This window comes from Arthrobacter sp. 135MFCol5.1, from assembly GCF_000374865.1.
Lineage (GTDB): Bacteria > Actinomycetota > Actinomycetes > Actinomycetales > Micrococcaceae > Arthrobacter.
The window spans coordinates 182,505-204,726 of sequence record NZ_KB895454.1 but is presented as its reverse complement, the minus strand read 5'-3'; the positions used below and the strand labels follow the sequence as shown (position 1 = coordinate 204,726).

At 65.1% G+C, this 22,222-nt stretch carries 20 protein-coding genes; 2 read left to right on the top strand and 18 right to left on the bottom strand.

Annotated elements, in window-relative coordinates; all coding sequences use genetic code 11:
• Positions 1–6: 6 nt before the first annotated feature.
• Positions 7–951 carry an SPFH domain-containing protein gene (locus C563_RS0107150; protein ID WP_018761357.1) on the top strand — a complete coding sequence of 315 codons (945 nt, stop codon included), beginning with the start codon at positions 7–9 and terminating at the stop codon, positions 949–951.
• Between the two features lie 237 nt (positions 952–1,188).
• Entirely contained in the window at positions 1,189–1,536 is a 348-nt protein-coding gene (locus tag C563_RS0107145) for an RNA polymerase-binding protein RbpA (protein ID WP_018761356.1), read from the top strand.
• Between the two features lie 73 nt (positions 1,537–1,609).
• Here C563_RS0107145 and C563_RS0107140 read toward each other — a convergent pair whose 3' ends face one another.
• From C563_RS0107140 to C563_RS0107055, 18 genes are all read right to left on the bottom strand, one after another.
• The gene (locus C563_RS0107140) at positions 1,610–2,353 is read right to left on the bottom strand and encodes a polyprenol monophosphomannose synthase (protein ID WP_018761355.1); all 744 of its coding nucleotides are present in this window, start codon (positions 2,351–2,353) and stop codon (positions 1,610–1,612) included.
• 95 nt (positions 2,354–2,448) lie between these two features.
• On the bottom strand, positions 2,449–4,098 hold the full coding sequence (locus C563_RS0107135; protein ID WP_018761354.1) for an amidohydrolase: 1,650 nt from the start codon (positions 4,096–4,098) through the stop codon (positions 2,449–2,451).
• A gap of 57 nt (positions 4,099–4,155) precedes the next feature.
• Positions 4,156–7,080, bottom strand: coding sequence for a DEAD/DEAH box helicase (locus tag C563_RS0107130; RefSeq protein ID WP_018761353.1), 2,925 nt, complete (start codon positions 7,078–7,080; stop codon positions 4,156–4,158).
• A gap of 20 nt (positions 7,081–7,100) precedes the next feature.
• Positions 7,101–7,895 carry a twin-arginine translocase subunit TatC gene (gene tatC, locus C563_RS0107125; protein ID WP_018761352.1) on the bottom strand — a complete coding sequence of 265 codons (795 nt, stop codon included), beginning with the start codon at positions 7,893–7,895 and terminating at the stop codon, positions 7,101–7,103.
• Between the two features lie 48 nt (positions 7,896–7,943).
• The gene (tatA, locus tag C563_RS0107120; protein ID WP_018761351.1) at positions 7,944–8,216 is read right to left on the bottom strand and encodes a Sec-independent protein translocase subunit TatA; all 273 of its coding nucleotides are present in this window, start codon (positions 8,214–8,216) and stop codon (positions 7,944–7,946) included.
• Positions 8,217–8,248: 32 nt separating this feature from the next.
• Complete coding sequence (locus tag C563_RS0107115; protein WP_018761350.1) at positions 8,249–8,596, bottom strand: hypothetical protein; 348 nt, start codon at positions 8,594–8,596, stop codon at positions 8,249–8,251.
• Between the two features lie 9 nt (positions 8,597–8,605).
• Positions 8,606–10,591 carry a helix-turn-helix transcriptional regulator gene (locus C563_RS0107110; RefSeq protein ID WP_018761349.1) on the bottom strand — a complete coding sequence of 662 codons (1,986 nt, stop codon included), beginning with the start codon at positions 10,589–10,591 and terminating at the stop codon, positions 8,606–8,608.
• Positions 10,592–10,694: 103 nt separating this feature from the next.
• Positions 10,695–11,090: an FKBP-type peptidyl-prolyl cis-trans isomerase gene (locus tag C563_RS0107105; protein WP_018761348.1), complete on the bottom strand. Its 396-nt coding sequence runs from the start codon at positions 11,088–11,090 to the stop codon at positions 10,695–10,697.
• A gap of 66 nt (positions 11,091–11,156) precedes the next feature.
• On the bottom strand, positions 11,157–12,125 hold the full coding sequence (locus tag C563_RS0107100; RefSeq protein WP_018761347.1) for an FKBP-type peptidyl-prolyl cis-trans isomerase: 969 nt from the start codon (positions 12,123–12,125) through the stop codon (positions 11,157–11,159).
• Positions 12,126–12,238: 113 nt separating this feature from the next.
• Entirely contained in the window at positions 12,239–13,603 is a 1,365-nt protein-coding gene (pafA, locus tag C563_RS0107095) for a Pup--protein ligase (protein ID WP_018761346.1), read from the bottom strand.
• Between the two features lie 9 nt (positions 13,604–13,612).
• Positions 13,613–14,323, bottom strand: a complete 711-nt coding sequence (prcA, locus tag C563_RS0107090) for a proteasome subunit alpha (protein ID WP_018761345.1) — start codon at positions 14,321–14,323, stop codon at positions 13,613–13,615.
• Between the two features lies 1 nt (position 14,324).
• Positions 14,325–15,146 carry a proteasome subunit beta gene (gene prcB, locus C563_RS0107085; RefSeq protein WP_018761344.1) on the bottom strand — a complete coding sequence of 274 codons (822 nt, stop codon included), beginning with the start codon at positions 15,144–15,146 and terminating at the stop codon, positions 14,325–14,327.
• Between the two features lie 80 nt (positions 15,147–15,226).
• Positions 15,227–15,430, bottom strand: coding sequence for a ubiquitin-like protein Pup (locus C563_RS0107080; protein ID WP_018761343.1), 204 nt, complete (start codon positions 15,428–15,430; stop codon positions 15,227–15,229).
• 84 nt (positions 15,431–15,514) lie between these two features.
• On the bottom strand, positions 15,515–17,134 hold the full coding sequence (gene dop, locus C563_RS0107075; RefSeq protein WP_196803318.1) for a depupylase/deamidase Dop: 1,620 nt from the start codon (positions 17,132–17,134) through the stop codon (positions 15,515–15,517).
• Between the two features lie 50 nt (positions 17,135–17,184).
• Positions 17,185–18,936 (bottom strand): proteasome ATPase, encoded by a 1,752-nt coding sequence (gene arc, locus C563_RS0107070; protein WP_018761341.1) that lies wholly within the window; start codon positions 18,934–18,936, stop codon positions 17,185–17,187.
• 82 nt (positions 18,937–19,018) lie between these two features.
• Positions 19,019–20,083: a tRNA (adenine-N1)-methyltransferase gene (locus tag C563_RS0107065; protein ID WP_018761340.1), complete on the bottom strand. Its 1,065-nt coding sequence runs from the start codon at positions 20,081–20,083 to the stop codon at positions 19,019–19,021.
• Positions 20,084–20,184: 101 nt separating this feature from the next.
• The gene (locus C563_RS0107060; protein ID WP_018761339.1) at positions 20,185–21,375 is read right to left on the bottom strand and encodes a site-2 protease family protein; all 1,191 of its coding nucleotides are present in this window, start codon (positions 21,373–21,375) and stop codon (positions 20,185–20,187) included.
• A complete protein-coding gene (locus C563_RS0107055) occupies positions 21,368–22,051 on the bottom strand; it encodes an HAD family hydrolase (RefSeq protein WP_018761338.1) in 684 nt (227 codons plus the stop codon). The genes C563_RS0107060 and C563_RS0107055 overlap by 8 nt, the downstream gene beginning before the upstream one ends.
• Positions 22,052–22,222 lie beyond the last annotated feature (171 nt).

Here is a 22,222-nt window from a genome sequence, read left to right as displayed (position 1 = left end):
AGTTTTATGGAAAACGCAGGCGGAACCGCACTGGCCGTTGTGTTGGTGGTCCTGATCGTGTTCGTCATCATCGTTTTGGTCCGGTCGGTCCGGATCATCCCGCAGGCACGTGCCGGCGTCGTTGAACGCCTGGGCAAATACCAGCGGACGCTCAACCCGGGGCTGACCATCCTGATTCCTTTTGTGGACCGGCTCCTGCCGTTGCTGGACCTGCGCGAACAGGTGGTTTCCTTTCCACCGCAGCCGGTGATCACGGAAGACAACCTGGTGGTGTCCATCGACACGGTGGTCTATTTCCAGGTCACCGATCCACGCGCCGCCACCTATGAGATCGCCAACTACATCCAGGCGGTGGAGCAGCTCACCACGACAACGCTGCGCAATGTGGTGGGCGGGCTTAACCTCGAGGAGGCCCTGACTTCGCGTGACCAGATCAACGGGCAGCTCCGCGGCGTTCTTGATGAGGCGACGGGCCGCTGGGGCATCCGCGTGTCCCGGGTGGAGCTGAAGGCAATCGATCCGCCCCACTCCATCCAGGACTCGATGGAGAAGCAGATGCGTGCCGAACGCGACCGGCGCGCCGCCATTCTTACCGCCGAGGGGACCAAGCAGTCCGCCATCCTTACCGCTGAAGGACAGCGGCAGGCCGCCATCCTCAAGGCCGAGGGCGAGGCCAAAGCCGCCATCCTCCGGGCAGACGGCGAGTCGCAAGCCATCCAGAAGGTCTTCGATGCGATCCACAAGGGAAACCCGGACCAGAAGCTCCTGGCCTACCAGTACCTCCAGACGCTGCCGAAACTGGCCGAAGGCTCGGCAAACAAGCTGTGGATCATCCCCAGTGAAATCGGTGAGGCCCTGAAGGGAATCGGAAGCGCCTTGGGAGGCAACGCACCGGAACAGGCGGCGAACGGACTGTTCGACGACGTTCCGGCCCAGCGGACCGAGCCCTAACCAGACCCTGAAACAGGGAGGGACCCGCGCCGCGGGCCCCTCCCTGTTTTGGTTCCGGCGGCAAAAAGCCCGTATAATTGTGTATTTGTCCGGCAGGATACCACCAGCTGGAACAACACAGCTTCGCAATGCGTTGAATCCAATGATGCAGCACAGTGCACACAAGAGTCCGGCGGCGCATCGTCACCACCGGCAGTCGCGGAGTTTTCATCCGCGAACCGACCAGAGGGAGAAATCATGAGCGATCGCAGCCTGCGGGGCATGCGCCTTGGTGCGCAGAGCATGGAGACCGAGTCCGGAGTTGAGCCGGCTCCGCGCCAGCGGGTCGAGTACCGTTGCGAGGATGGCGAGCAGGTCTTCGTCACGTTCTCCTCCGAGGCGGAAATTCCTCCGGTATGGGTCTCCAAGACCGGCAAGGAAGCGCTCCTGGTAGACGGCGAAAAGCCGGATACGAGCAACGACAAAGCAGTCCGCACCCACTGGGACATGCTGCTGGAACGCCGGTCCCTTCCTGAGCTGGAACAGATCCTTGAGGACCGCCTCACCATTCTGCGCGAACGCCGTGGAGAGCGCCGCTCCGCTTAGGCCACGCAAAAACGAGGGGGCGTCCCCGCACTTCCAGTGCGGGGACGCCCCCTTTCTTTAACCGTGGTAAGGGCTACGAGTTCGTGTTTTTCACTTTGCCGGCGAGCGTGTTCCAGCGAGCTGCGAGTCCCCACTTGGTGACGTTGATCATGGCTTCCACCACGATGTTGCCGCTCATCTTCGAGGCGCCCAGTTCGCGTTCGACGAAGGTGATGGGGCGTTCTTCGATACGGAGGCCGAGTTTGGCGACGCGCCAGGCGAGGTCCACCTGGAAGCCGTAGCCCACCGAATCCACCTGGTCCAGGTTGAGCTTTTCCAAAGTGCTTCGGCGGAAGGCGCGGTAGCCGCCGGTGACGTCCTTGATCCGGAGGCCGAGCATCAGCCGGGCGTACGTGCTGCCCACACGGGAGATTGCCTGCCGGTACAGCGGCCAGTTGACCACGCTGCCGCCGGGGACCCAGCGCGAGCCCATGGCCAGGTCTGCGCCCTGCTCAATGGCTTCAAGGAGTTGCGGGAGCTGTTCGGGCTGGTGCGAGCCGTCGGCGTCCATTTCGACGAGGACGTCGTAGCCGGCTTCCAGTCCCCACTTGAAACCTGCGATGTAGGCCGCCCCAAGGCCTTCCTTGCCTTTGCGGTGCAGGACGTGGACCTGGGGATCCTCCGCGGCGAAGCCGTCGGCCAGGGTGCCGGTACCGTCGGGGCTGTTGTCATCGACCACCAGTACGTCCGACGCCGGAACAGCCGTCCGCAGGCGCTGGAGCGTCTTGGGCAGCGATTCCAGTTCGTTGTAGGTGGGAATGATCGTAAGGACGCGCACGAAGGGCCTTTCCTGGTGGAAGTGGTCGGAGCACCTGGTGCCGGGCTGGCCGGCGGTGGGCGCAACTACCCATTATAGGGCGGTAGAAACCTGGCTCAGGAACGCAAGGCCGGGCTGGCAAACAGTTCGGCTCCGTCTTTCACGGTTTGGAGGCACACGGGATCCGAACCCGTGTCCAGCGCCGGCAGCAGCGGGGTCCTGGCACGCGGATCCGTGCTCCATGATTGGACCCGACCGTCAGCCACCTGGACCATCAGTTCTTCCACCTCCCATACGGCGAAACTTGCCGGGGCTCCGGGGACGAGTTGCCCGGCCATCGGGTTGGTGTGCCGGGCGGCCCTCCAGCCGGCGCGGGTGTGGCCCAGGAACGCGGCACGTGCGGAAATTCTTTCGCCCTCGTTGTGGTGCTCCACGCACGCGCGGACACTGGACCAAGGACGCGGCGGGGTCACCGGGCTGTCGCTGCCAAAGCAGACTGGGACCCCTGCTGAGTAGAACGAGGCGAACGGATTCATGGACCGGCTCCGCTCCCCCAGTCGTCGCTCATAAAGCCCGCCGGGTCCGCCCCAGGCTGCGTCGAACGCCGGTTGGGCGCTCACAGTCACCGAATAGGAAGCCAGTTTTTCGACGGCAGCGGCATCCACCATTTCAACATGCTCGAAGCGGTGGCCGGCGGCACGCACCCGCTGTGCGCCGACCGCTTGGGCGGCGCGGTCAAGCGCCTCCAGGGCAACGTCCAGCCCGGCGTCTCCAATCACGTGGAAACCGCCTTGGATACCGGCCAGAGAACAGGCGGCCAGATGGGCTGCGGCCTGCTCGACGTCAAGGTACGCAGCGCCGTGCTCGTGGCCGGCGTCGCTGTAACCGGCCCGCAGGGCGGCAGTCCGGGAGCCAATCGATCCGTCAATATTCAGGTCCCCGGCGAGCCCGCGGATGCCACCGCCGAACTGCGCAACGAGGGCGCGGGCCTGCTCCTCGGAAGATACCGCCTCGCCCCAGTACGGCAGGATTTCGGGAACCGGCCGGGCCGATGCATCCTGTGCGTTCCATGCGACGGCGCTCTTGAGATCGTCCAGGCCGCCGATGTGGGGCGCCCCCATCTCGGCGAGGGCGACGTACCCGTTGGCGGCAGCCTCGGCCAGGGCGCGGGCCTGGTGCTGCTTCAGGGCCCCGGCCGGCAGCTTCCGTGTGGCCAGCCGCGCTGCGGCGTGGGCTGCCCGGATGACCCTGGCTCCGCCGTCGAACCCGTCCTGGCCCTGAAGGGCCGCGGACCGGGCAAGCGACGGTGAGACGAGCGCCGAGTGCACGTCAACCCTGGAAAGGTAGACCGGCCGGCCTCCGGCCGCCCGCTCCAATTCGTCCGCCGTGGGCAGCGTGGGGTCGGCCCATGTGGTCTCATCCCAGCCGTGCCCCAACACCGTGCCTTCGCCCTTAGCGCCGGCGACGGCGTCCAGGAGCTCCCGGGCAGACGTTGCTGATCCGAGTTGCAGGGAGTCCAGGGCGATGCCGGTTTCCGTCAGGTGCATGTGCGAGTCCACGAAGCCCGGTGCCACCAGTGCGCCGCGGAGGTCGATGACCTCCATCGAGCTGTCGGCGATGGACGCAGCCGCCTGTTCAGAACCAACCCAGGCGACGGTGTCGCCATCCACCAGCATGGCTGTCGCGAATGGGTCCGCAGCGGTGTAGACGGATCCGTTGCGGTACAGGACCGGAGCGGCGCGGGACGTGGCAGCGGGATTGGGCATGGTGGGCAGGACTCCTGGGGTGTGAACAGGCCGGCGCCGGCCGGCGGGGTAGAAAGATCAGAGAACAGACGAGTAAGCGACGACGCCGCGGCGGATCAGGGTGATGGCTTCAACGCACAGCCGGGACAGGCGTGGATCAAGGCCGGGAATTTTGGCCAGTTGGTCAAGCAGGTCCACAACCTGCTTGACCCAACGGACGAAGTCGCCGGCGGCGAGGTCCGTCCCGCTCAGGACATCCTGCAGATGCCGTCCCCGGGCCCACTTGTACAGCGGCCAGACGAGTCCAAGTTCGGGTTCGCCGGTCAGCGGAAGCTTGTTCTCCTCCTCCACGTCCTCCAGGGCGGACCACTCCCTGACCACAATGTCCACGGAGGTCTCCAGCGAGACGCTGGGCATCCGTGGCCGCAGTCCCCGGTCCTCCCGCTTGGCCTGGTACACCAGGACGCTGGCCAGCGCTGCCACCTCTGTGGCATCAAGGTCGTCGAAGGCACCCAGCCGCAGGGACTGGGAGATGAGCAGGTCCTTCTCGCCGTAGATCCGGCGCAGCCGCTGCCCGTCGGGACTGATGACAAGCCGGCCGTCTCCCGTGTCTTCCAGGTAGCCGTAAGCGGACAACACGTCGCAGACCCGGTCGAAGGTTTTGGCGATGGTGTTGGTCCGGCCCTGGATCTGCCGGACCAGGCCATCCGTTTCCCGCCGCAGCTTCCACCAGCGCTCGGACCACCGCGCGTGGTCTTCCCGTTCGCTGCACCCGTGGCAGGGGTGCGCCCGGAGGGCACGCCGGAGATCGGCAATGCGCTTTTCCTGGTTGGGCAGCGCCGCTCCGCGGCCGAAGTCGTGGTTCCGGTTCTGGCCGGGCGCGGGTGGGCGGTTCTCCCGCAGCGCATTCCGCGCCGAGGAGGCGAGGTCCCGGCGTGACTTGGGCACCTTGGCGTTGAAGGACTTGGGGATCCGGATCCTGGTTACGGGCGCGATGGGACCCTCAAGGTCGTCCGTGCCGATCCGCCGGAGCTGGTTGTCCAGCGTGAGGACGGCCGGTCGCGGTTCGCGGCTGCCGTGGTCGGAACTGAGGACGACGGCGGGTCCTGGCGCGCGTCCACCCGGAACGTTGACCACGTCTCCGGGCAGCAACCGGGCCAGCGAGTCGTCGCTCAGCGACTTCTGCACACGGGACTTGGTCCGGGACGTGGCGTTCTCGGCGTCCGACAATTCCCTCCGCAGCCGGGCGTACTCGGTGAAGTCGCCCAGGTGGCAGGTCATGGATTTGGCGTAACCGGCAAGGGATTCTTCCCTGCTTCGGACCTGCCTGGCGAGACCCACCACGGAGCGGTCGGCCTGGAACTGGGCAAAGGACGATTCGAGGATTTCGCGGGCCCGGGACCGGCCAAACTGTGCAAGCAGGTTGATGCTCATGTTGTAGGTGGGCCGGAAACTCGAGTTCAGCGGGTAGGTGCGCCGTGAGGCGAGGCCGGCGACCGCCGTCGGGTCCGTCCCGGGCTGCCACAGCACCACGGCGTGGCCTTCGACGTCGATGCCGCGCCGGCCGGCGCGGCCGGTGAGCTGGGTGTATTCGCCCGCGGTGATGTCCACGTGGGCCTCACCGTTGAACTTGTCCAGCTTCTCCAGCACCACCGAACGCGCGGGCATGTTCACGCCGAGGGCAAGGGTCTCCGTGGCGAAGACGGCTTTGACCAGTCCGTCGGCAAAGAGTTTCTCCACCACCTCTTTGAAAGTGGGCAGCATTCCGGCGTGATGGGCAGCGAAACCCCTGAGCAGTCCGTCGCGCCAGGTCCAAAAGCCCAGGACATCAAGGTCGTCCGGTGGGATGTCCTGCCCGGCTTCGTCTACCCGCTGCGCGATGATCCGCTGTTCAGTCTCCGTGGTGAGCCACAGGCCGGATGCGACGCATTGGGCGACTGCCCCCTCACACCCGGCACGGGAAAAGATGAAGGTGATGGCCGGCAGGAGGTCCATCCGGTCGAGGCTGGCGATCACCTGGGGGCGGCTGGCCCTGCGCACCCCTGCGGGTTCGCTGCCACGGACCGGGCGGTCATCGCCGCGCCGGCCGCGCTGGCCGCGCTTTCCCGGTCCCTGCCGGCTCCGGAAGCTTTGCTGGATTTCGCGGCGTGCCACATCAAGCAGTTCAGGGTTGACGTCAAAGCCACGGCCTTTGCCGTCTTCGCGGGGTTTGGCCTGCGCAGGCGCCTCATCAATCCCGTCCCCACCGGGCGGGGCGATCTCGTCGAAGGTGGTTTCGCCGGCGAACAGGTCCATGATCCGGCGGCCCACCATGACGTGCTGCCACAACGGTACCGGCCGGTGCTCAAAGACAATGATGTCTGTGTCGCCGCGCACGGTGTCCAGCCACGCCCCGAATTCTTCGGCATTGGAGACGGTGGCGCTCAACGAAGCTACCTGGACCTCGCTGGGCAGATGGATGATGACTTCTTCCCAGACCGCCCCGCGGAACCGGTCGGCCAGGTAGTGCACTTCGTCCATGACCACGTAGCCAAGGTCGCCAAGCGTGGCAGAGTCGGCATACAGCATGTTCCGGAGGACCTCGGTGGTCATCACCACCACCTGCGCGTCGCCGTTGATGCTGGTGTCGCCGGTAAGGAGCCCCACGTTGTCCGCGCCGTACTTCGCGGCGAGCTCGCTGAATTTCTGGTTGCTGAGCGCCTTGATGGGCGTGGTGTAGAACGCCTTCAGGCCCCGTTGCAGGGCCAGGTAGATGGCAAACTCGCCAACGATGGTTTTGCCCGCGCCGGTGGGGGCCGCCACCAGGACTCCCCTGCCTTCCTGCAGCGAACGGCAGGCCTGCCGCTGGAAGTCGTCAAGCTCGAACTCGAGGGTTCCGGAAAACTGTCCCAGGTACGTGGCGGCTTCAGCCCTGCGTTCGGCGCTGGCGCGGTACCTTTCAGCGGGAGACAGTTCTTCTGAATCGGTGGGCCCGGTGGAGAACGGCCCGGTGTTGGAAGACATATCCCAAGCCTAGCGGCAGGCTAGAGCTTCTTGAGTTCACTGCTCGGGGTGGCTACGTCTGCGGTGGCCTCGGTTTCGGCAACCTGCTTGGCCTGGCGGCGGTCACGCCGCTTGTCATTCATGATGCAGATCCCAATGGCGGCAAAGAACAGCGCCAGCAGGGGCCCGGCGAGCATGAACATCGAGATGGCATCCGCGCCCGGGGCGGCGATAGCTGCCAGGACGAAAACGAGGAACACCGTGATGCGCCACGCTTTGAGGATGGTGCGGCCGGACACAAGGCCTGCCATATTGACGCCGACCAGGACCACCGGAACCAGGAACGCCAGGCCCAGCATCAGCACCATGCGCGTGACGAATTCGATGTAGGTGCGTGCATCGATCACACTTGAGGAGCCCGCGGGGGTGAATTGCGTCAGCGCATGCACCACCTGGGGAACCACCAGCCACCCCACCCAAATGCCGGCAAGGAACAGCGGGATGGCGGCGGCCATGTAGCCCAGGGTGTAGCGGCGTTCCTTGGACGTCAGGCCGGGGGTGATAAACGCCCACAGCTGGTAGATCCAGATCGGGCTGGAGATCACTGCCCCAATGAGGAGCGACATCTGGAGCTTGAAGTCAAAGGGTGAGGCGATGGTCCCGAAGTTGATGGCGGCCAGGCCGCCGGTTTCATCGGAGATCCTGTTGACCGGCTCGGCCAGCGCCTTCAACAGCGGATCGTAAAGTATCCAGCCCCCAATGCCGCCGATAACGACGCCGATGGCCGACTTGATCAGCCGGTTCTTCAGCTCCTTGAGGTGCTCCCAGAGGGACATCCGTCCCTCTGGGTTGGCTTTACGGGCCCGCGACAGTGCCACGGGAGGTCAGGCGCGGGTCGACGGCGGAACGTCAGTGCCGTCTGTCGGCTCACCGGGCTTCGCCTTGGGATGGTTCACGATGGTGCCTTCCACCGGCCCGGAGGGCTCGGCGGGCTCGGCTTTTCCGTCGTTCTTCATTTCCTTGACCTCGGATTTGATAATCCGCATTGACTGGCCCAGGCTGCGGGCCATGGCCGGAAGCTTGGGGGCGGCGAAAAGAAGCAAAGCTACGACGATGATAATGACGATTGGCCAGGGGCCATCAAAGAGTCTTCCCACGGGAAATCCTTTCCTCTAAATACATCCTACTTCTATGTGAAGTCGAGATCTCCGAACGCCTGCGGCTGGCCCCGGTCCTTTTTGCGCTGCACTCGACGGCGGCGGCGTTCTTCCTGCCTGGCCGATTTGGATGCCTCGTAATCATGTCTCATGACAGCTGGCGAGGCAAAAACGGCCGAACCCGGCGCGACACCTAATGGAGCGGCGGGCTCCTCCGGCAATCCGGCCGGACCCAGGCTTCCCAGCCTGGCGGCAGCCTCGCTGAGGTCCCTTACCGTAGCCATGAACTGGCGGTAAAGGCGGATGCCCAACAGGACATAGAACAGCAGGGACACCGCAACAAGCGCTATCCAAATCAGGATCCAGGACCACCAAGGCATGCTGGAAGTCTATCCGTCGTAGGTTGCCAGCGACGCCGCGAGCCACTCGCTTGCCGCCGCGGCAAGTTCCGCCGGCGCCAGGATCCTGGCCGTGCCCCCGTGCTGGGCCACGAACATGGGCAGCCACGCAGTGCTGCCAAACCTGATCTCGGCCACCAGGCCGCCGTCGGGCAATTCCGCGGTGCGCTCCGCGTAATAGTCGTCCGCCAGGCCCCTCCCCTGCCGGGTGAGCTGGATGATCACTGTGGTGTCGTCGTCGTTGGGGGTGAAGAGTTTGGCGGGCACGCCGCCGCCGGGCGTGGCGTGGCGGCCTGCAGGTGCGCCGTTGGGGTGCACCTCCTGCACCCGGTCCAGGCGGAAGTTCCGAAGTCCTGACACGCTGTGGCACCAGGCTTCGAAATACCAGGTGTTGTCCAGCGAATAGAGCCGTAGGGGGTCGACATCCCGGATCGTGACCGCGTCCCGCTGGGGCGAGAGGTAGGTCAGCCGCAGCTGGGAGCGGGTTTCAATGGCCTGCCGGATGGTGGCATGGGTGTCGGCGTCTGCTGGTGCCACCTGGGGTCCGGCAATGGAGGCCGCCTGGAGGCCTTCCTCACCGGCTGCGGCGAGCAACTTGAGGGTGACCGATTCCAGTGCACCGCCGCCGGGCAGGTCGGGCAGGCCGTTGAGCGTTTCGAGGCCCGTCAGCAGTGCGCAGGCTTCCTCCACGGTGAATCGGACGGGACGCTTCAAGTCCAGATCCTGGGAAATGAAGACGTGGCCGTCTTCCCATTGGATATCAAGCAGGTCATCCGGGTAACCCTCGGGCAGCCCGGAGCAGATGAGGATCTGGAGATCAGCCTCCAGTTCCTCGCGGGTGATCCCGAAATGCTTTGCGACATCCTGGATGTGCAGGCCCTGGTTGTGGACCAGGAAAGGGACCAGTTGGAGCATGCGCTTGAGCTGGTCCTCGGAGGTCCGCTTGCGGGCGGCCCGGGCGTGGACGTCGACGAACGTGTAGGCGGGGATGGGTGCGGCGCTGAAGGCGGCGGCGGCCCTAAGCCGGCGGCGCACGGCAGCGGCGAGGTCTTCCGGGTCCACCACCAGCGCGTCCGGCCCGTAGGAGGCGAGTTCCTCGGCAAGCACTTCCGGATCCCGGTATTCCAGGACAAGCCGGTCAAAGCCGTCGGCGGGCGGTCCGCCCGGCACCTGCGTTGCGGCGGCTCCGGCACGGCTCCGCAAGGCGAGGAGGCGCCCCTTCCTGACGTCCACGACGGTGGCGCGCAGCGGCAGTTCAGGCAGCCGGTCCAATGCGGCGCGGATACTGAAGTCCGCGGGCGGGGCGTACTGGTCTTTGCTTAGTACCGTGACGGCGCTGGTGAACCGGGAAAGACGGAAATGCCGGGGCGCGTTGCGGATGCGGTCCTTCCCCATCAGGTACCACTGGCCAAAGCGGCTGCCAAGGCCCCAGGGTTCCACCACCCGTTCTTCCTCCTTGCCGGTGCTGCCGGCCAGGTAGGTGAAGCTGACCGGATGCCGGGCATGCATGGCGGTGACGATGTCATCAAAGGCTTGTCCGGCGGGCTTGATCCGGGGTTGGACACCGGCGGGCAGTTCAACGTCCGCCAGCTGTCCGGAGGCCTGGATTTTGCGAAGTGCGCTCTGGGCCGCCGCGCCCAGGGCCGCCCGCTCCCAGAGCTGCGAGGCGAGCAGCAGGACGGTCCATTCTTCTGGTGCCAGCTGGACGTCGGGGAGCCTGTTGGATTCCTTGCCGATCCGGTAGCGCGTGGTGGCGGGGTCGTCTTCGCTCCAGCCGGTGTCCGTGAGCGTCTCGACGTCGAAGCCCATCGCCCGCAGGTCGTTTTTGTCGCGCTCGAACATCCGTCCAAATGCGACGTCGTTGCCGGAGGCGTCGTGGTAGACCTTCTCCCGCAGTTCACTGCGCCGCAGCCCATAGCGGGTATTCAGGAGCGCGATCAACAGGTTGAGGAGTCGTTCAGTGCGGGATACGGACACCTTGGCTACGTTACTAAACTCCTCCGCCTTAAACCGAAAGCGCGGCAGCACCGGGAAACATCCCCGTGCTGCCGCGCCTGTGGTTGGTGCGGTGTGCTGAAAGTCAGCGGACCCCGACGAGGTCCACAACGAAGATCAGCGCCTCGTTGGGCTTGATCGCTCCACCGGCTCCTCGGGAGCCGTATGCCAGTTCTGAGGGGATCTCGAGGCGGCGGCGGCCGCCGACCTTCATGCCCAGCAGGCCTTGGTCCCAGCCCTGGATGACCTGGCCGACGCCGACACGGAAGTCCAACGGTGCGCCGCGGCCCCATGAGGCGTCGAACTCTTCGCCCGTGGACCAGGCCACGCCAACATAGTGGGTGGAGACGGTGTCGCCCGCCTGGGCTTCCCGGCCGTCGCCCTCAATGATGTCGGTGATGACCAGTTCCGTGGGGACGTCGCCTTCCGGAAAATCGATTTCGGGCTTCTGGCGGTCGAATTCCCGCTGTCCAAACGACATGTTTGCTCCTCTGCGTGAGTGTACTGGTGGGTGCCGCGAAAGGATGCGGCCTCCTTGTAAGTGTTGCTACTTGACCCCGAGGATGTCCACTACGAAGACAAGGTCACCCTTCGCCTGGCCCTGGCCGGCGTCGCCATAAGCCAGGTCCTTGGGGATGACCAGCAGGACACGGGAGCCTACCGTCTTGCCGGCCAGGCCCTGGGTCCAGCCTTTGATGACACCGGTCAACGGGAAGGTTGCCGGTTGGCCGCGGTCGAAGCTGGAATCAAACTTTGTGCCGTCGGCGAGGTTGACGCCAACGTAGTTCACGGTCAGGGTGTCGGATTCCTTGACGGTGGCGCCCGTGCCCTTGATCAGGTCCTGCGATACGAGGGATGTGGGCGCGGGGGCACCCGCAACGTTGATTTCCGGCTTGCCGTCTTTTTCCGTCACGGTGGGCAGGCCGGGAGGCGGCGTCACGGTCTCGCCTTGGGGCTTGTCCAGGACGGGCGTGGAGTCGGCAGCGGAAATGACTTTGATGATCAGCAACTGGGTGGGATCAGCTGCAGCGCTCGGGCTGGGGCTGGCGCCGTCGGACGGGCTGGGGCTGGCTGACGGGGCACTTTGCTGGCCGGGGACGGCCAAGGCCAGGCTGGATCCGACCTTCGCGCCAACGAAGGCGTTGTAGATGACCGGGCTGCTGGTCTTGAGGTCGTCGGTCAGCTCGAGGCTCTCGGGCTCGCTGGGGAACGTGTCCTCCAGCTGGGATCCGTCGGTGCCGTTCAGGGCCAGGATCGAAATCTTGGCTACCTGGTTTGCCTTGACGGCGTCGCCGCTGCCTTGGGAAACGACCTTGATGGTCGGTTCAGTGACGGACAGGGGCTTGTCGAAGTCCACGCCCGGGGCCTTCTTGTCCCCGTTGTCCGTGAGTTTGAGGGAGTCGAACTTTGCAGTCTCCCCGGCGGACTGGCTGGTGGGCTCAGGCTGTGAAGCTGTGCCTCCACAGGCGGTCAGCAGCAGCAGGCCGGGAAGGAGGATTGCTAGTAGTCGGCGCACGTAGGAAACTTTCGTCGGGGCAAGATGGATACGGCATTCCGCATGGCAGCGGACAATGCCGTGGCAGGTCCCGTTAAAAGGACCTTATCCAGAATAGACCCTGAAGCTGGACGTCAGCCCATAGAGTCGAGCAGGGCATCCACGCGCTCATCCACGCTGCGGAACGGATCCTTGCAGAGAATGGTCTGGTGGGCACGGTCGTTGAGCTTCAGGTGCACCCAGTCCACCGTGTAGTCGCGGCCCAACTCCTGCGCGCGGCGGACAAAGTCGCCCCGCAGCTTGGCACGCGTGGTTTGCGGCGGCGCGTCCACGGCTCCCTTGATGACGGTATCGTCAACGATCCGGCGCACGGCACCGCGGGACTGCAGCAAATAGTAGATGCCCCGGCTGCGGGAGATGTCGTGGTACGTCAGGTCCAACTGGGCGATGCGTGGCGCCTCCAGGCCCAGGCCATGGCGTTCGCGGTAGTTGTCCATCAGCTTCTTCTTGATGGCCCAGTCGATTTCGGTGTCGATGCTCCTGGTATCACCGGTCTCGATCGCGTGGAGGGTCCGTTCCCACAGGTCCAGGATTACTGGAACGTGCGGGTTGTGCGCGCCATGTTCCTGGACGAAAGCGGTGACCTTGGTGAGGTACTCCTGCTGGATCTCCAGGGCGGTAAGCTGGCGGCCGTTGGCGAGCCGCACGAGTGCCCTGCCGCTGAGGTCATGGGAAATTTCGCGGATGCTCCGGATGGGGTTTTCCATCCGCATGTCGCGCATGATCACGCCTGCTTCGATCATCCGCAGGACCAGGTCCACGGTGCCCACCTTCATGAGCGCTGTGGCCTCTGACATGTTCGAGTCCCCGACAATGACGTGGAGCCGACGGTAGAACTCGGCATCCGCGTGTGGCTCGTCCCGGGTGTTGATGATGGGGCGTGACCGGGTGGTTGCGGAGGATACGCCCTCCCAAATGTGGTCGGCACGCTGGGAGAACGCGTAGGTGGCTCCGTGCGGCGTCTTGAGGATTTTTCCGGCCCCTGCGATGAGCTGGCGGGTCACCAGGAAAGGGATCAGGATCTCCGCGAGGCGGGAGAATTCCCCGCGCCGCGGGATGAGGTAGTTCTCGTGGCTGCCGTAGGAGTTCCCGGCGGAGTCCGTGTTGTTCTTGAACAAATAAACGGTGCCATTGAAGCCCTCCGCCGCGAGCCTGGCTTGGGCTTCGTCCACGAGGTCGTCGAGGATCAGCTCGCCCGCGCGGTCGTGGGCGATCAGCTGGGCAAGGTCATCGCACTCGGCGGTGGCGTACTCGGGGTGGGATCCAACATCGAGGTAGAGCCGGGAACCGTTGGTGAGGAAAACATTGGATGAGCGTCCCCAGCTGACCACCTTCCTGAAGAGGTACCGCGCCACCTCTTCGGGAGCAAGAGGCCTCGAATCGGGGCTTGAATACGAGATCCCGAATTCGGTTTCGATACCGAAGATTCTCTTGTCCATGTGGTCCTCCTAGGCCAGCAATGCCGTAATGTCCGCGTCGTTCAGCCTGCGGAAGGCGCGCCGTGTCCCGCGGGAGCTTTCGGAACGCCTGTCCAGGACCGCCACTTCGAGGGCGCTTGCGGGCAGCGGGGTGGGCGGTTGGTCCGTGTCCGCGGCGGGGGTCAGCCCTTTCAGGGCCAGGCGGACGGCGTCGGCGAACCCCAGGGAGGCCTGCCAGCCGGCGTCGATGGCGGAGGAGACTTTCTCGGCCTGCCCACCCATGACGACGAAGCTGTGTTCGTCTGCGATCGAGCCGTCGAAGGTCAGGCGGTACAGGTGGTCGTCGGCCTGGGTGGGGCCCACCTCGGCGACGGCAAGCTCCACCTCGAAGGGCTTTTGCTCGGCGGTGAAGACTGCTCCGAGGCTTTGCGCGTACACGCTGGCCAGCCCGCGGGCGGTGACGTCCTCGCGGTCATAGGAGTAGCCGCGAACGTCGGCGTAGCGGACACCTGCCTGGCGGAGGCTTTCAAATTCGTTGTATTTCCCTACGGCTGCGAAAGCGATCTTGTCGTAAATCTCGCCGATCTTGTGCAGTGACGGGGAAGGGTTCTCGGCGACCAGCGCGATGCCGTCCGCGCAGCTGATCACTACCACCGAGCGGCCGCGGGCGATGCCCTTCCGCGCGAAGTCCGCGCGGTCCTTCATCAGCTGTTCAGGCGAGACATAGAACTGCTGCGTCATCTCAGGCCTCCCGTCCGGCGATGGTGCGGGATTCGATGATGTTCCGCGACGCGGCCGATAGTTCGGCGTCCGGAACCCGCCGGGCGCCCGTCCTGTCCACGGTATAGACCACCGGCCACAACTGCCGGACGGTATCCGGACCGCCGGTGGCGGAGTCATCATCCGCCGCGTCGTAGAGTGATTCCACGGCCACGGACAGCGCCTCGGCGGCGGTGAGGTTGGGCCGCCAAAGCTTCTTCAAGGCCCCGCGGGCGAAGACTGAACCCGAGCCCACCGTGTGGTGCTCGTGTTCCTCGTACCTGCCCCCGGTGACGTCATAGGAGAACAACCTGCCCACGTTGGCGCCAGTGTCGAAGCCGGCGAAGAGCGGTACCACTGCCAGGCCCTGCAATGCCATGGGCAGATTGCCCCTGATCATGGCGCCCAGCCGGTTTGCCTTTCCCTCAAGGCTGAGCTGGGTGCCCTCGATCTTTTCGTAGTGCTCAAGTTCAACCTGGAAGAGCCGGGTCAGGTCGATAGCAATTCCTGCGGTTCCGGCGATGCCAAGGACCGAGAAGCGGTCGGCGGGGAAAACCTTCTCAATGTGCCGGCTGGCAATGACATTGCCCATGGTGGCCCGCCGGTCGCCCGCCATCAGGACACCGTCGGTGTAGCTCATCGCTACGATCGTGGTGGCGTGGGGAACCTGCACGGGGGCAGCCGCTGACGCGCTGCCGGAGAAGGACCGGCTAAAGGGTAATAGCTCCGGCCGGTCCCGCTGCAGATGCTCGGTAAAGGACGAGGTGGCGTTGGCGGCTACCTGGTTGGCGGTTGATTCCTGCATTCATCACTCCTTGAACGTGGTACCTCAACGTCGGTACAGATTCCGGCCGGCCGCGGCTTCCGCCACCCATCGGGTCCGGGTTACTGGCCGCCCTTTTGGACGAAGGCCCGGACGAATTCTTCGGCGTTCGATTCCAGCACGCCGTCGATTTCATCCAGGAGGTCGTCCACGCCTTCGGTCGACGCCGATGCCTGCGCCTCGGGCGGTGCCGGGGGTGCCTCGGGAATGTCGTCTTCGACCTGGCTGTCACGTGACTGCGGCTGCTGTTGCTCCTGGCCTGCCATCGGTTTCCCTCCTCGTTCTTCCGGCGGATCCGGCGGATCCTCCGATATCCCCATCCTGCCACGGGACGGGCACTCCGGCGCGGTTTACGCCGCAGGCGGAGTGCTGTTGTGTCCCAGCAGTTCTCCCAGGAACGGTCCGGCTTCCCGGTAGCGCTCAAACAACGCTCCGGTCAGCTCTTTGGTTCCCCTCAAGGGCTCCCGGGTGGGCACGCGTTGGAGCCGTCCGTAACCCGGCACGTCGAAGATCACCGAATCCCAGCTGGCGCCCACGACGTCCTTGCCGAAGCTGCTGATGCACTTGCCGCGGAAGAACGCCCGCGTGTCCTCCGGAGGCTCCGCCACTGCGGCGGCGATGGCGGAGTCGTCCACCACACGCTGCATCCGGCCCCTGGCGAGCATGCGGTAGTACAGGCCTTTTTCAGGCCTGATGTCGGACCACTGCAGATCCACCAAGCCGAGCCGGGCATCACTCCATTCCAGTCCATCGCGTTGCCGGTAGCCGTCCAGCAGGGAGAGTTTCGCCAGCCACTCCACCGACCCCGCAGCCGCGGTGCGGTCGTTGTCCAGCTGCGTCAGGACGGTAGCCCACCGTTCCAGGACGTCGTGGGTGTGGCCGTCGCCATCCACGGCGTCACCCACGCCGGTGTCCTGCGCAAGTTTTGCGGCGGCCTCGTGGTACATCCACTGAAGGTCCAGCGCCGTCACCCGACGGCCGTCCAGGAGGCGCAGCTTGGCGGTCAGCGACGTGTCGTGGCTGACCGTCTTCAGTGCGGTAACAGGCTCGTAGACCTCGATTTTTGGTGCCAGCCCGGCTTCGATCAGGCTGAGGACCAGGGCGGTGGTACCGAATTTGAGGTAGCTGGACACCTGGCTGAGGTTGGCATCCCCAATGATCACGTGCAGGCGCCGATACTTGTCCGCGGTGGCGTGCGGCTCGTCCCGGGTGTTGATGATGGGCCTGCGGATGGTGGTTTCCAGCCCGACTTCCGCCTCAAAAAAGTCGGCCCGCTGGCTGACCTGGAAACCGGGGACGGAACTGTCCTGGCCGAGTCCCAAGCGTCCGGCTCCACACACCACCTGACGGCTGACGAAGAAGGGTGTCAGTCCACGGACAATGTCGCCAAATGGTACGGATCGGGGCATGAGGTAGTTTTCATGCGACCCATAGGAAACGGACTTGTTGTCGGTGTTGTTCTTGTAGAGATTGACCGGAGGAAGGGCAGGGTCGGCTGCCAGGCGCCGGACAGCGGCCAGGACGACCATGTCGCCCGCTGCGTCCCAGGCCACGGCATCGCGCGGGTTGGTGACCTCGGGGCTTGAGTACTCCGGGTGGGCATGGTCAACGTACAGCCGTGCCCCGTTGCCAAGGACCATGTTCATTAACAGGGACCCGGACTCGTCCTGGCCGTCGAGCTCAAGTTCCTCACGGCCGTAGGCCAACGCTACGGACTCGGCGTCAAGCACCGGTGGCTGGTCGGTCAGCTGGCTGGGATGCGCCGATCCGCGGTCTACCGTCCAGCCCCGGGCATCGTGCAGGGGTTCTTCATCCGTGTAGTCCCACCGGGTTTCCGCTCCCCCGGCGGCCCGCTGCCGGGTGACCTGGGCATAGGCCTGGACAACGCGGGCACTCATCATGGTGGCGTTGGCCGAGGGTGCCGAGGGAGCATGGATGCCGTATTCGGTTTCCGCTCCCATCACCCGCATGGCCCCGCCGGCAGGGAGGGCGTCCCCGACGGCGGGTCCTGATGCACCCGTCACAGATACTGTCCCGTGGTGGGCATGGTTTCGATCGACTTCCCGGGCTCCTGCCCGGCTTTGCCTTGGACGATGGTTCGGATGTAGGTGATCCGTTCGCCCTTCTTCCCGGAGATGCGCGCCCAGTCGTCAGGGTTGGTGGTGTTGGGCATGTCCTCGTGTTCGCGGAATTCATCCACCACGGCGCGCAGGAGGTGTTCGATCCGCAGTCCCTTCTGGTGCGAGGTCAGCAAATCCTTGATGGCGTACTTCTTGGCCCGGTCCACCACGTTTTGGACCACGGCGCCCGAGTTGAAGTCCTTGAAGTAGAGCATTTCGGTATCACCGTTGGCGTAGGTGACCTCCAGGAACTCGTTGGACTTGTCCGTGGAGTACATGGCTTCGACGGTGCGCTGGACCATGGCGTCTACCGTCGCCTGGACGTCACCGTTGTGTTCGGCCAGGTCCGATTCGTGGAACGGCAGGTCGGGTGTGATGTATTTGTTGAAGATGTCTGCGGCGGCTTCCGCGTCCGGGCGCTGGATCTTGACCTTCACGTCCAGCCGGCCCGGCCGGAGGATCGCGGGGTCGATCATGTCCTCACGGTTGGACGCACCGATCACGATCACGTTGTCGAGGCGTTCCACGCCGTCGATCTCGCTGAGGAGCTGAGGCACGATGGTGGTCTCGACGTCGGACGAAATCCCGGTGCCGCGGGTACGGAACAGCGAGTCCATCTCGTCGAAGAAGACCACTACGGGGCTGCCGTCGGAAGCCTTTTCACGGGCGCGGGAAAAGATCAGCCGGATGTGCCGTTCCGTTTCGCCCACATATTTGTCAAGGAGTTCGGGCCCCTTGATGTTGAGGAAGTAGCTCTTGAGATCCACGTTCCCGGACCGCTCTGCCGCCCGGGCGGCCAGGGAATTGGCCACCGCCTTGGCGATCAGCGTTTTGCCACAGCCGGGGGGACCGTAGAGGAGGATGCCCTTGGGGGCCTTCAGCCCGTGCTCCCGGTAGAGGTCCGGATGCAGGAACGGCAGTTCGACTGCGTCTCGGATCTGTTCGATCTGGGGCCCGAGGCCGCCAATGTCCTCGTAGGTGATGTCCGGGACTTCCTCAAGGACCAGGTTCTCCACCTCGGAACGCGGAACCTTTTCCAGCGCATATCCGGTGCGTGAATCGATGGAAAGGGCATCGCCGACCCTGAGCTTTTCGGCCAGGAGGGCGCCGGACAGGCGGACGACGCGTTCTTCGTCCGCACGGCCCACCACCAGGGCGCGGTCGCGTCCCAGCATCTCCTTCAACGTGGCGAGCTCGCCGGCCCGCTCATAGCCGAGCCCGGCGACGATCAGGAGCGCCTCGTTAAGCAGTACTTCCTGCCCGACCGCCAGCTGGTTGATGTTGACCAGGGGGCTGATGCCCACCCGCATCTTCCGGCCGGCATTAAAAATGTCCACTGATTCCTCGGTGGCGGCCTGTCCGCTGCTGCCCGGGGCGGGTTGCCGTTTGGGATTGATCTGCAGGATGGTGCCGAAGCTGTACGGCGGCTGTCCTTCCTGGTCCAGGGCGTTCTTAAGCCGAAGGATTTCCGCTTTCGCGGTCTCAAGCATGGTGACCAGCTTGGTGTTGTTCTGGGTTGCCGCTGCGAGCTGGCGGTCGATGTGCCTGAGCTTGTCCCGAAGTATGTTGACCTGGCGGTCAGCAACCGAGAGGTCGTTGGCGGCAGACTGCTCTGCCGGTGTACGTCCGGAGTCCTGGTTTGGAGTCTCCATGATGTATCAGCCCCTTCCTGCGCTTCTCTTAAGACATTAGTCCCAAGAAGGCGGGTAGGGATGGAGACTCCCGAAATATGGACTAGTTCGTAACCTCGGGTGTGTCCACGACGTTCGTGCCGGCAATGGCGTCGCGGGCGGCCCGGCGGAGTTTCTTGTCCGACACCGCCCGCTCCCCTACGGCACCGGGGGTCCAGGCATTGACGTCTTCTTCGTTGAATTCGGTCTTCGAAGGACGGCGCTTCACGGAGATTCCGGTGACCCCGTCGGCGAGCCGGCGGGTGACCAGGAGGAACCCGGTGTGGGCCACCATGCGGTGGTCGGGGCGTACCGCCAAACCTTCAAGGTGCCAGCCGCGGACCATTGACTCCCAGGCATCGGGTTCCGTGAAGCGCCCGTCGGCGCGGATGGCCTCAGCCGTCCGGGAGAGCTGCGTGACGGTGGCGACGTAGTTGATCCACACGCCGCCGGGGGCGAGGACCGTGGCCACGGCGTCGAGGCATTCCCAAGGTGCCAGCATGTCCAGGACCACCCTGTCGACGGAGCCGGGGGCCTCGGCCTTGACCACTTCCTCCTGGAAGTCGCCGAGCGAAATCTGCCACGCAGGGTGCGGGCCGCCGAAGATGGTTTCCACGTTGCCGCGGGCGATGTCGGCGAATTCCTCGCGGCGTTCGAAGGAGTGGAGGTAGCCGTTGTCGCCGACCGCACGCAGGAGCGAGATGGACAGGGCACCCGAGCCGACGCCGGCTTCCACCACGCGGGCGCCGGGGAAGATGTCCGCCATGGTGACGATTTGGCCCGCGTCCTTGGGGTAGACGACGGCGGCGCCGCGCGGCATGGAGAGGACGAAGTCGGAAAGCAGCGGGCGCAGTGTCTGGTACTGCTGGCCCACATTGTTCACCACGACGGAGCCATCCACCTTGCCGATGATCTCGTCGTGATTAAGGAAGCCGCGGTGGGTGTGGAAAGCGCCGCCACGCTCCAGGGTGATGGTGTTCATCCGGCCGCGTTCGTCGGTCAGCTGGACGCGTTCGCCCTCGCGGAAAGGGCCGCGGCGACGGGCGGCTCCCACCGGCTGCGAGCCGCTGGCGGCAACACTGGATGGTGCTGCACCCTTGGCGTCGTTGACGGCAGTTTCGCTGCTCATGATTTTTCCTCGCTCCTGTAAACCTGGTGGTGCCGCGCTCCCCTGGTCCCTCGGGGCGCCAGTTGGCGTTGGCGGCGGCAATGCATGACCGGCAGGTAACTCTACCGGTTCTGGCCCTGAGGGGAGCTATTGTTCCGCGGACTCTTGCCGGTGATGGTTGCGAGGACGGCTTCCTGCGTCAACAGTCCGGTGACCTGTCCATTGTGGTCCACCACCGCATAGTGGCGGCCCGCAACCTGGGACAGGAACTGGACCAGCTCCTGTCCCTTGGACCACTCGGGAACGTACGCGCCGCCCGCGAGCGGGAAGGAAACGGCATCAACCGGCGTCGAATCCGCCGCGGCAGCGGGGACTGACTGGAGTGCCTCCGGGTCCACCACGGCTTGCGGCCGTCCGTCCGGTCCGCAGACCACCACTGCCCTTGCCCCTCCCTCCGAGAGGCGCAGGGCGTCTCCGGCGGTTGCGGTCGCAGGCAGGCCGACAGCGGGCATGGACAATGCCGCGGCACTGACCAGTGGGAGCCTGCCGCGCAGTGTCCCTTGTTGGATGGACGCCGACGCGCCCATCCACAGGAAGCCGCCAACAAGGATGGTGATCATCAGGAAACTGAAGTCCGGGCTGTCACCGGCAAGGAAGGGGCGTACCAGGAACCAGTAGGCGATGGCGAGGACGATGATCCGCCCGCCCCAGCCGGCGGCAACGGTGCCCTTGGCCTGGCTGCCGGTGGCTTTCCAGACGATGGACTCGACCATCCGGCCCCCGTCCAGCGGAAGGCCAGGAAGGATGTTGAAGACGCCGATGAGGAAGTTGGCCCACATGAAGATGTTCGTCAGGATTTCGGCGACGCTCCCCAGGCTGTTGGTGCCCAGCACCAGCCACGCGCCCCCGGCCAGGACGAAGTTGGCCGCCGGTCCGGCAAGGGCCACCACTACCGAGCGCCCCGGGGAAGCTGTGAAGCTCTCGAACTGGGTGTGGCCGCCCCAGAGGTTCAGGACGATTTTCTGGGTGGGCCAGCCGTAGATTTTCGCGGTGAGGGCGTGGGCCAGTTCATGCACGAGCACAGAGATCAACAGCAGGACGGCGTAGGCGAAAGCGACGAAGTATGCACTGGCGCCCAGCACGGGGTTGTTCCGTGCCAGTACCGGCCCGTACACGATCACCGTGAAGGCCGCAATGACGAACCATGAGTAGGCCAGGACCACGGGGACGCCGGCGATCCGTCCCAGCGGGATCCCTTCGCGGCGCCCGGGGGCCTCCTGGCCGGTGCCAGGCTTCGTGCTGTGCTCAGCCATGGGGATCACCCGACGCGGGTGCCGCGAGGCCTTGGGAACCCGCACCCACCAGCAGGGCTTCGAGCTCTCCCAGTGACCGGCCGGCCAGGGAGTCCCAGAGCTCGTAGCTCTCATGGTCGGGCAGGGGAACGATGTGCGGCACTGCCACCGTTGCGACCCCGGAGGCAACCGCTGCAGCCACGCCCGGCACGGAATCTTCCAGCGCGACGCAATGGTGGATACCGAGCTCGGGGTCGGCTTCCTGCAACAACTCCACTGCCGTCAGGTAGGCCTCCGGATGCGGCTTGCCCTGGGTAACGGTGTCACCGGTGACCAGCACGTCGAAGTAGGGCCTGGGAAGGTTGGCCACCACCTCCCGGGCCAGTGGACCTTCGGACATGGTGACCAAGGCGCACCGGACCCCGGCTTGGTGGAGTTCTTCCAACAGCTCACGGGCACCGGGCCGCCACGGCACCTGCTGCTGGACGTTGCTGATGACCTGGGCCGTCAGGGCGTCGATGATGTCCCGGATTTCCAGCTCCACACCCGCCTGCTGCAACAGTCCGGCAGAAAAAGTCAGTGACTGTCCAACCAGCTGCATGGCCTGCTGGTGGCTCCAGGTTCCTCCGTGCGCCTCAACCAGTGCCCGCTCGGCGGCGATCCAGTACGGCTCGGTATCCACGATGGTCCCGTCCATATCCCAGAGGACGGCCTTGAGCGGTGAACTGGCGGCAGGTATTGACATATAGCCAGTCTACGGGGCGTGGCTGGGCGGAGGCTGTGGGCTACGCCCTTGGCGAATATGACGCGGCATGGGTGCCACAAGGACGGGTTTACGGGGATTTGCGGCGCTTCAATCCATGCACGA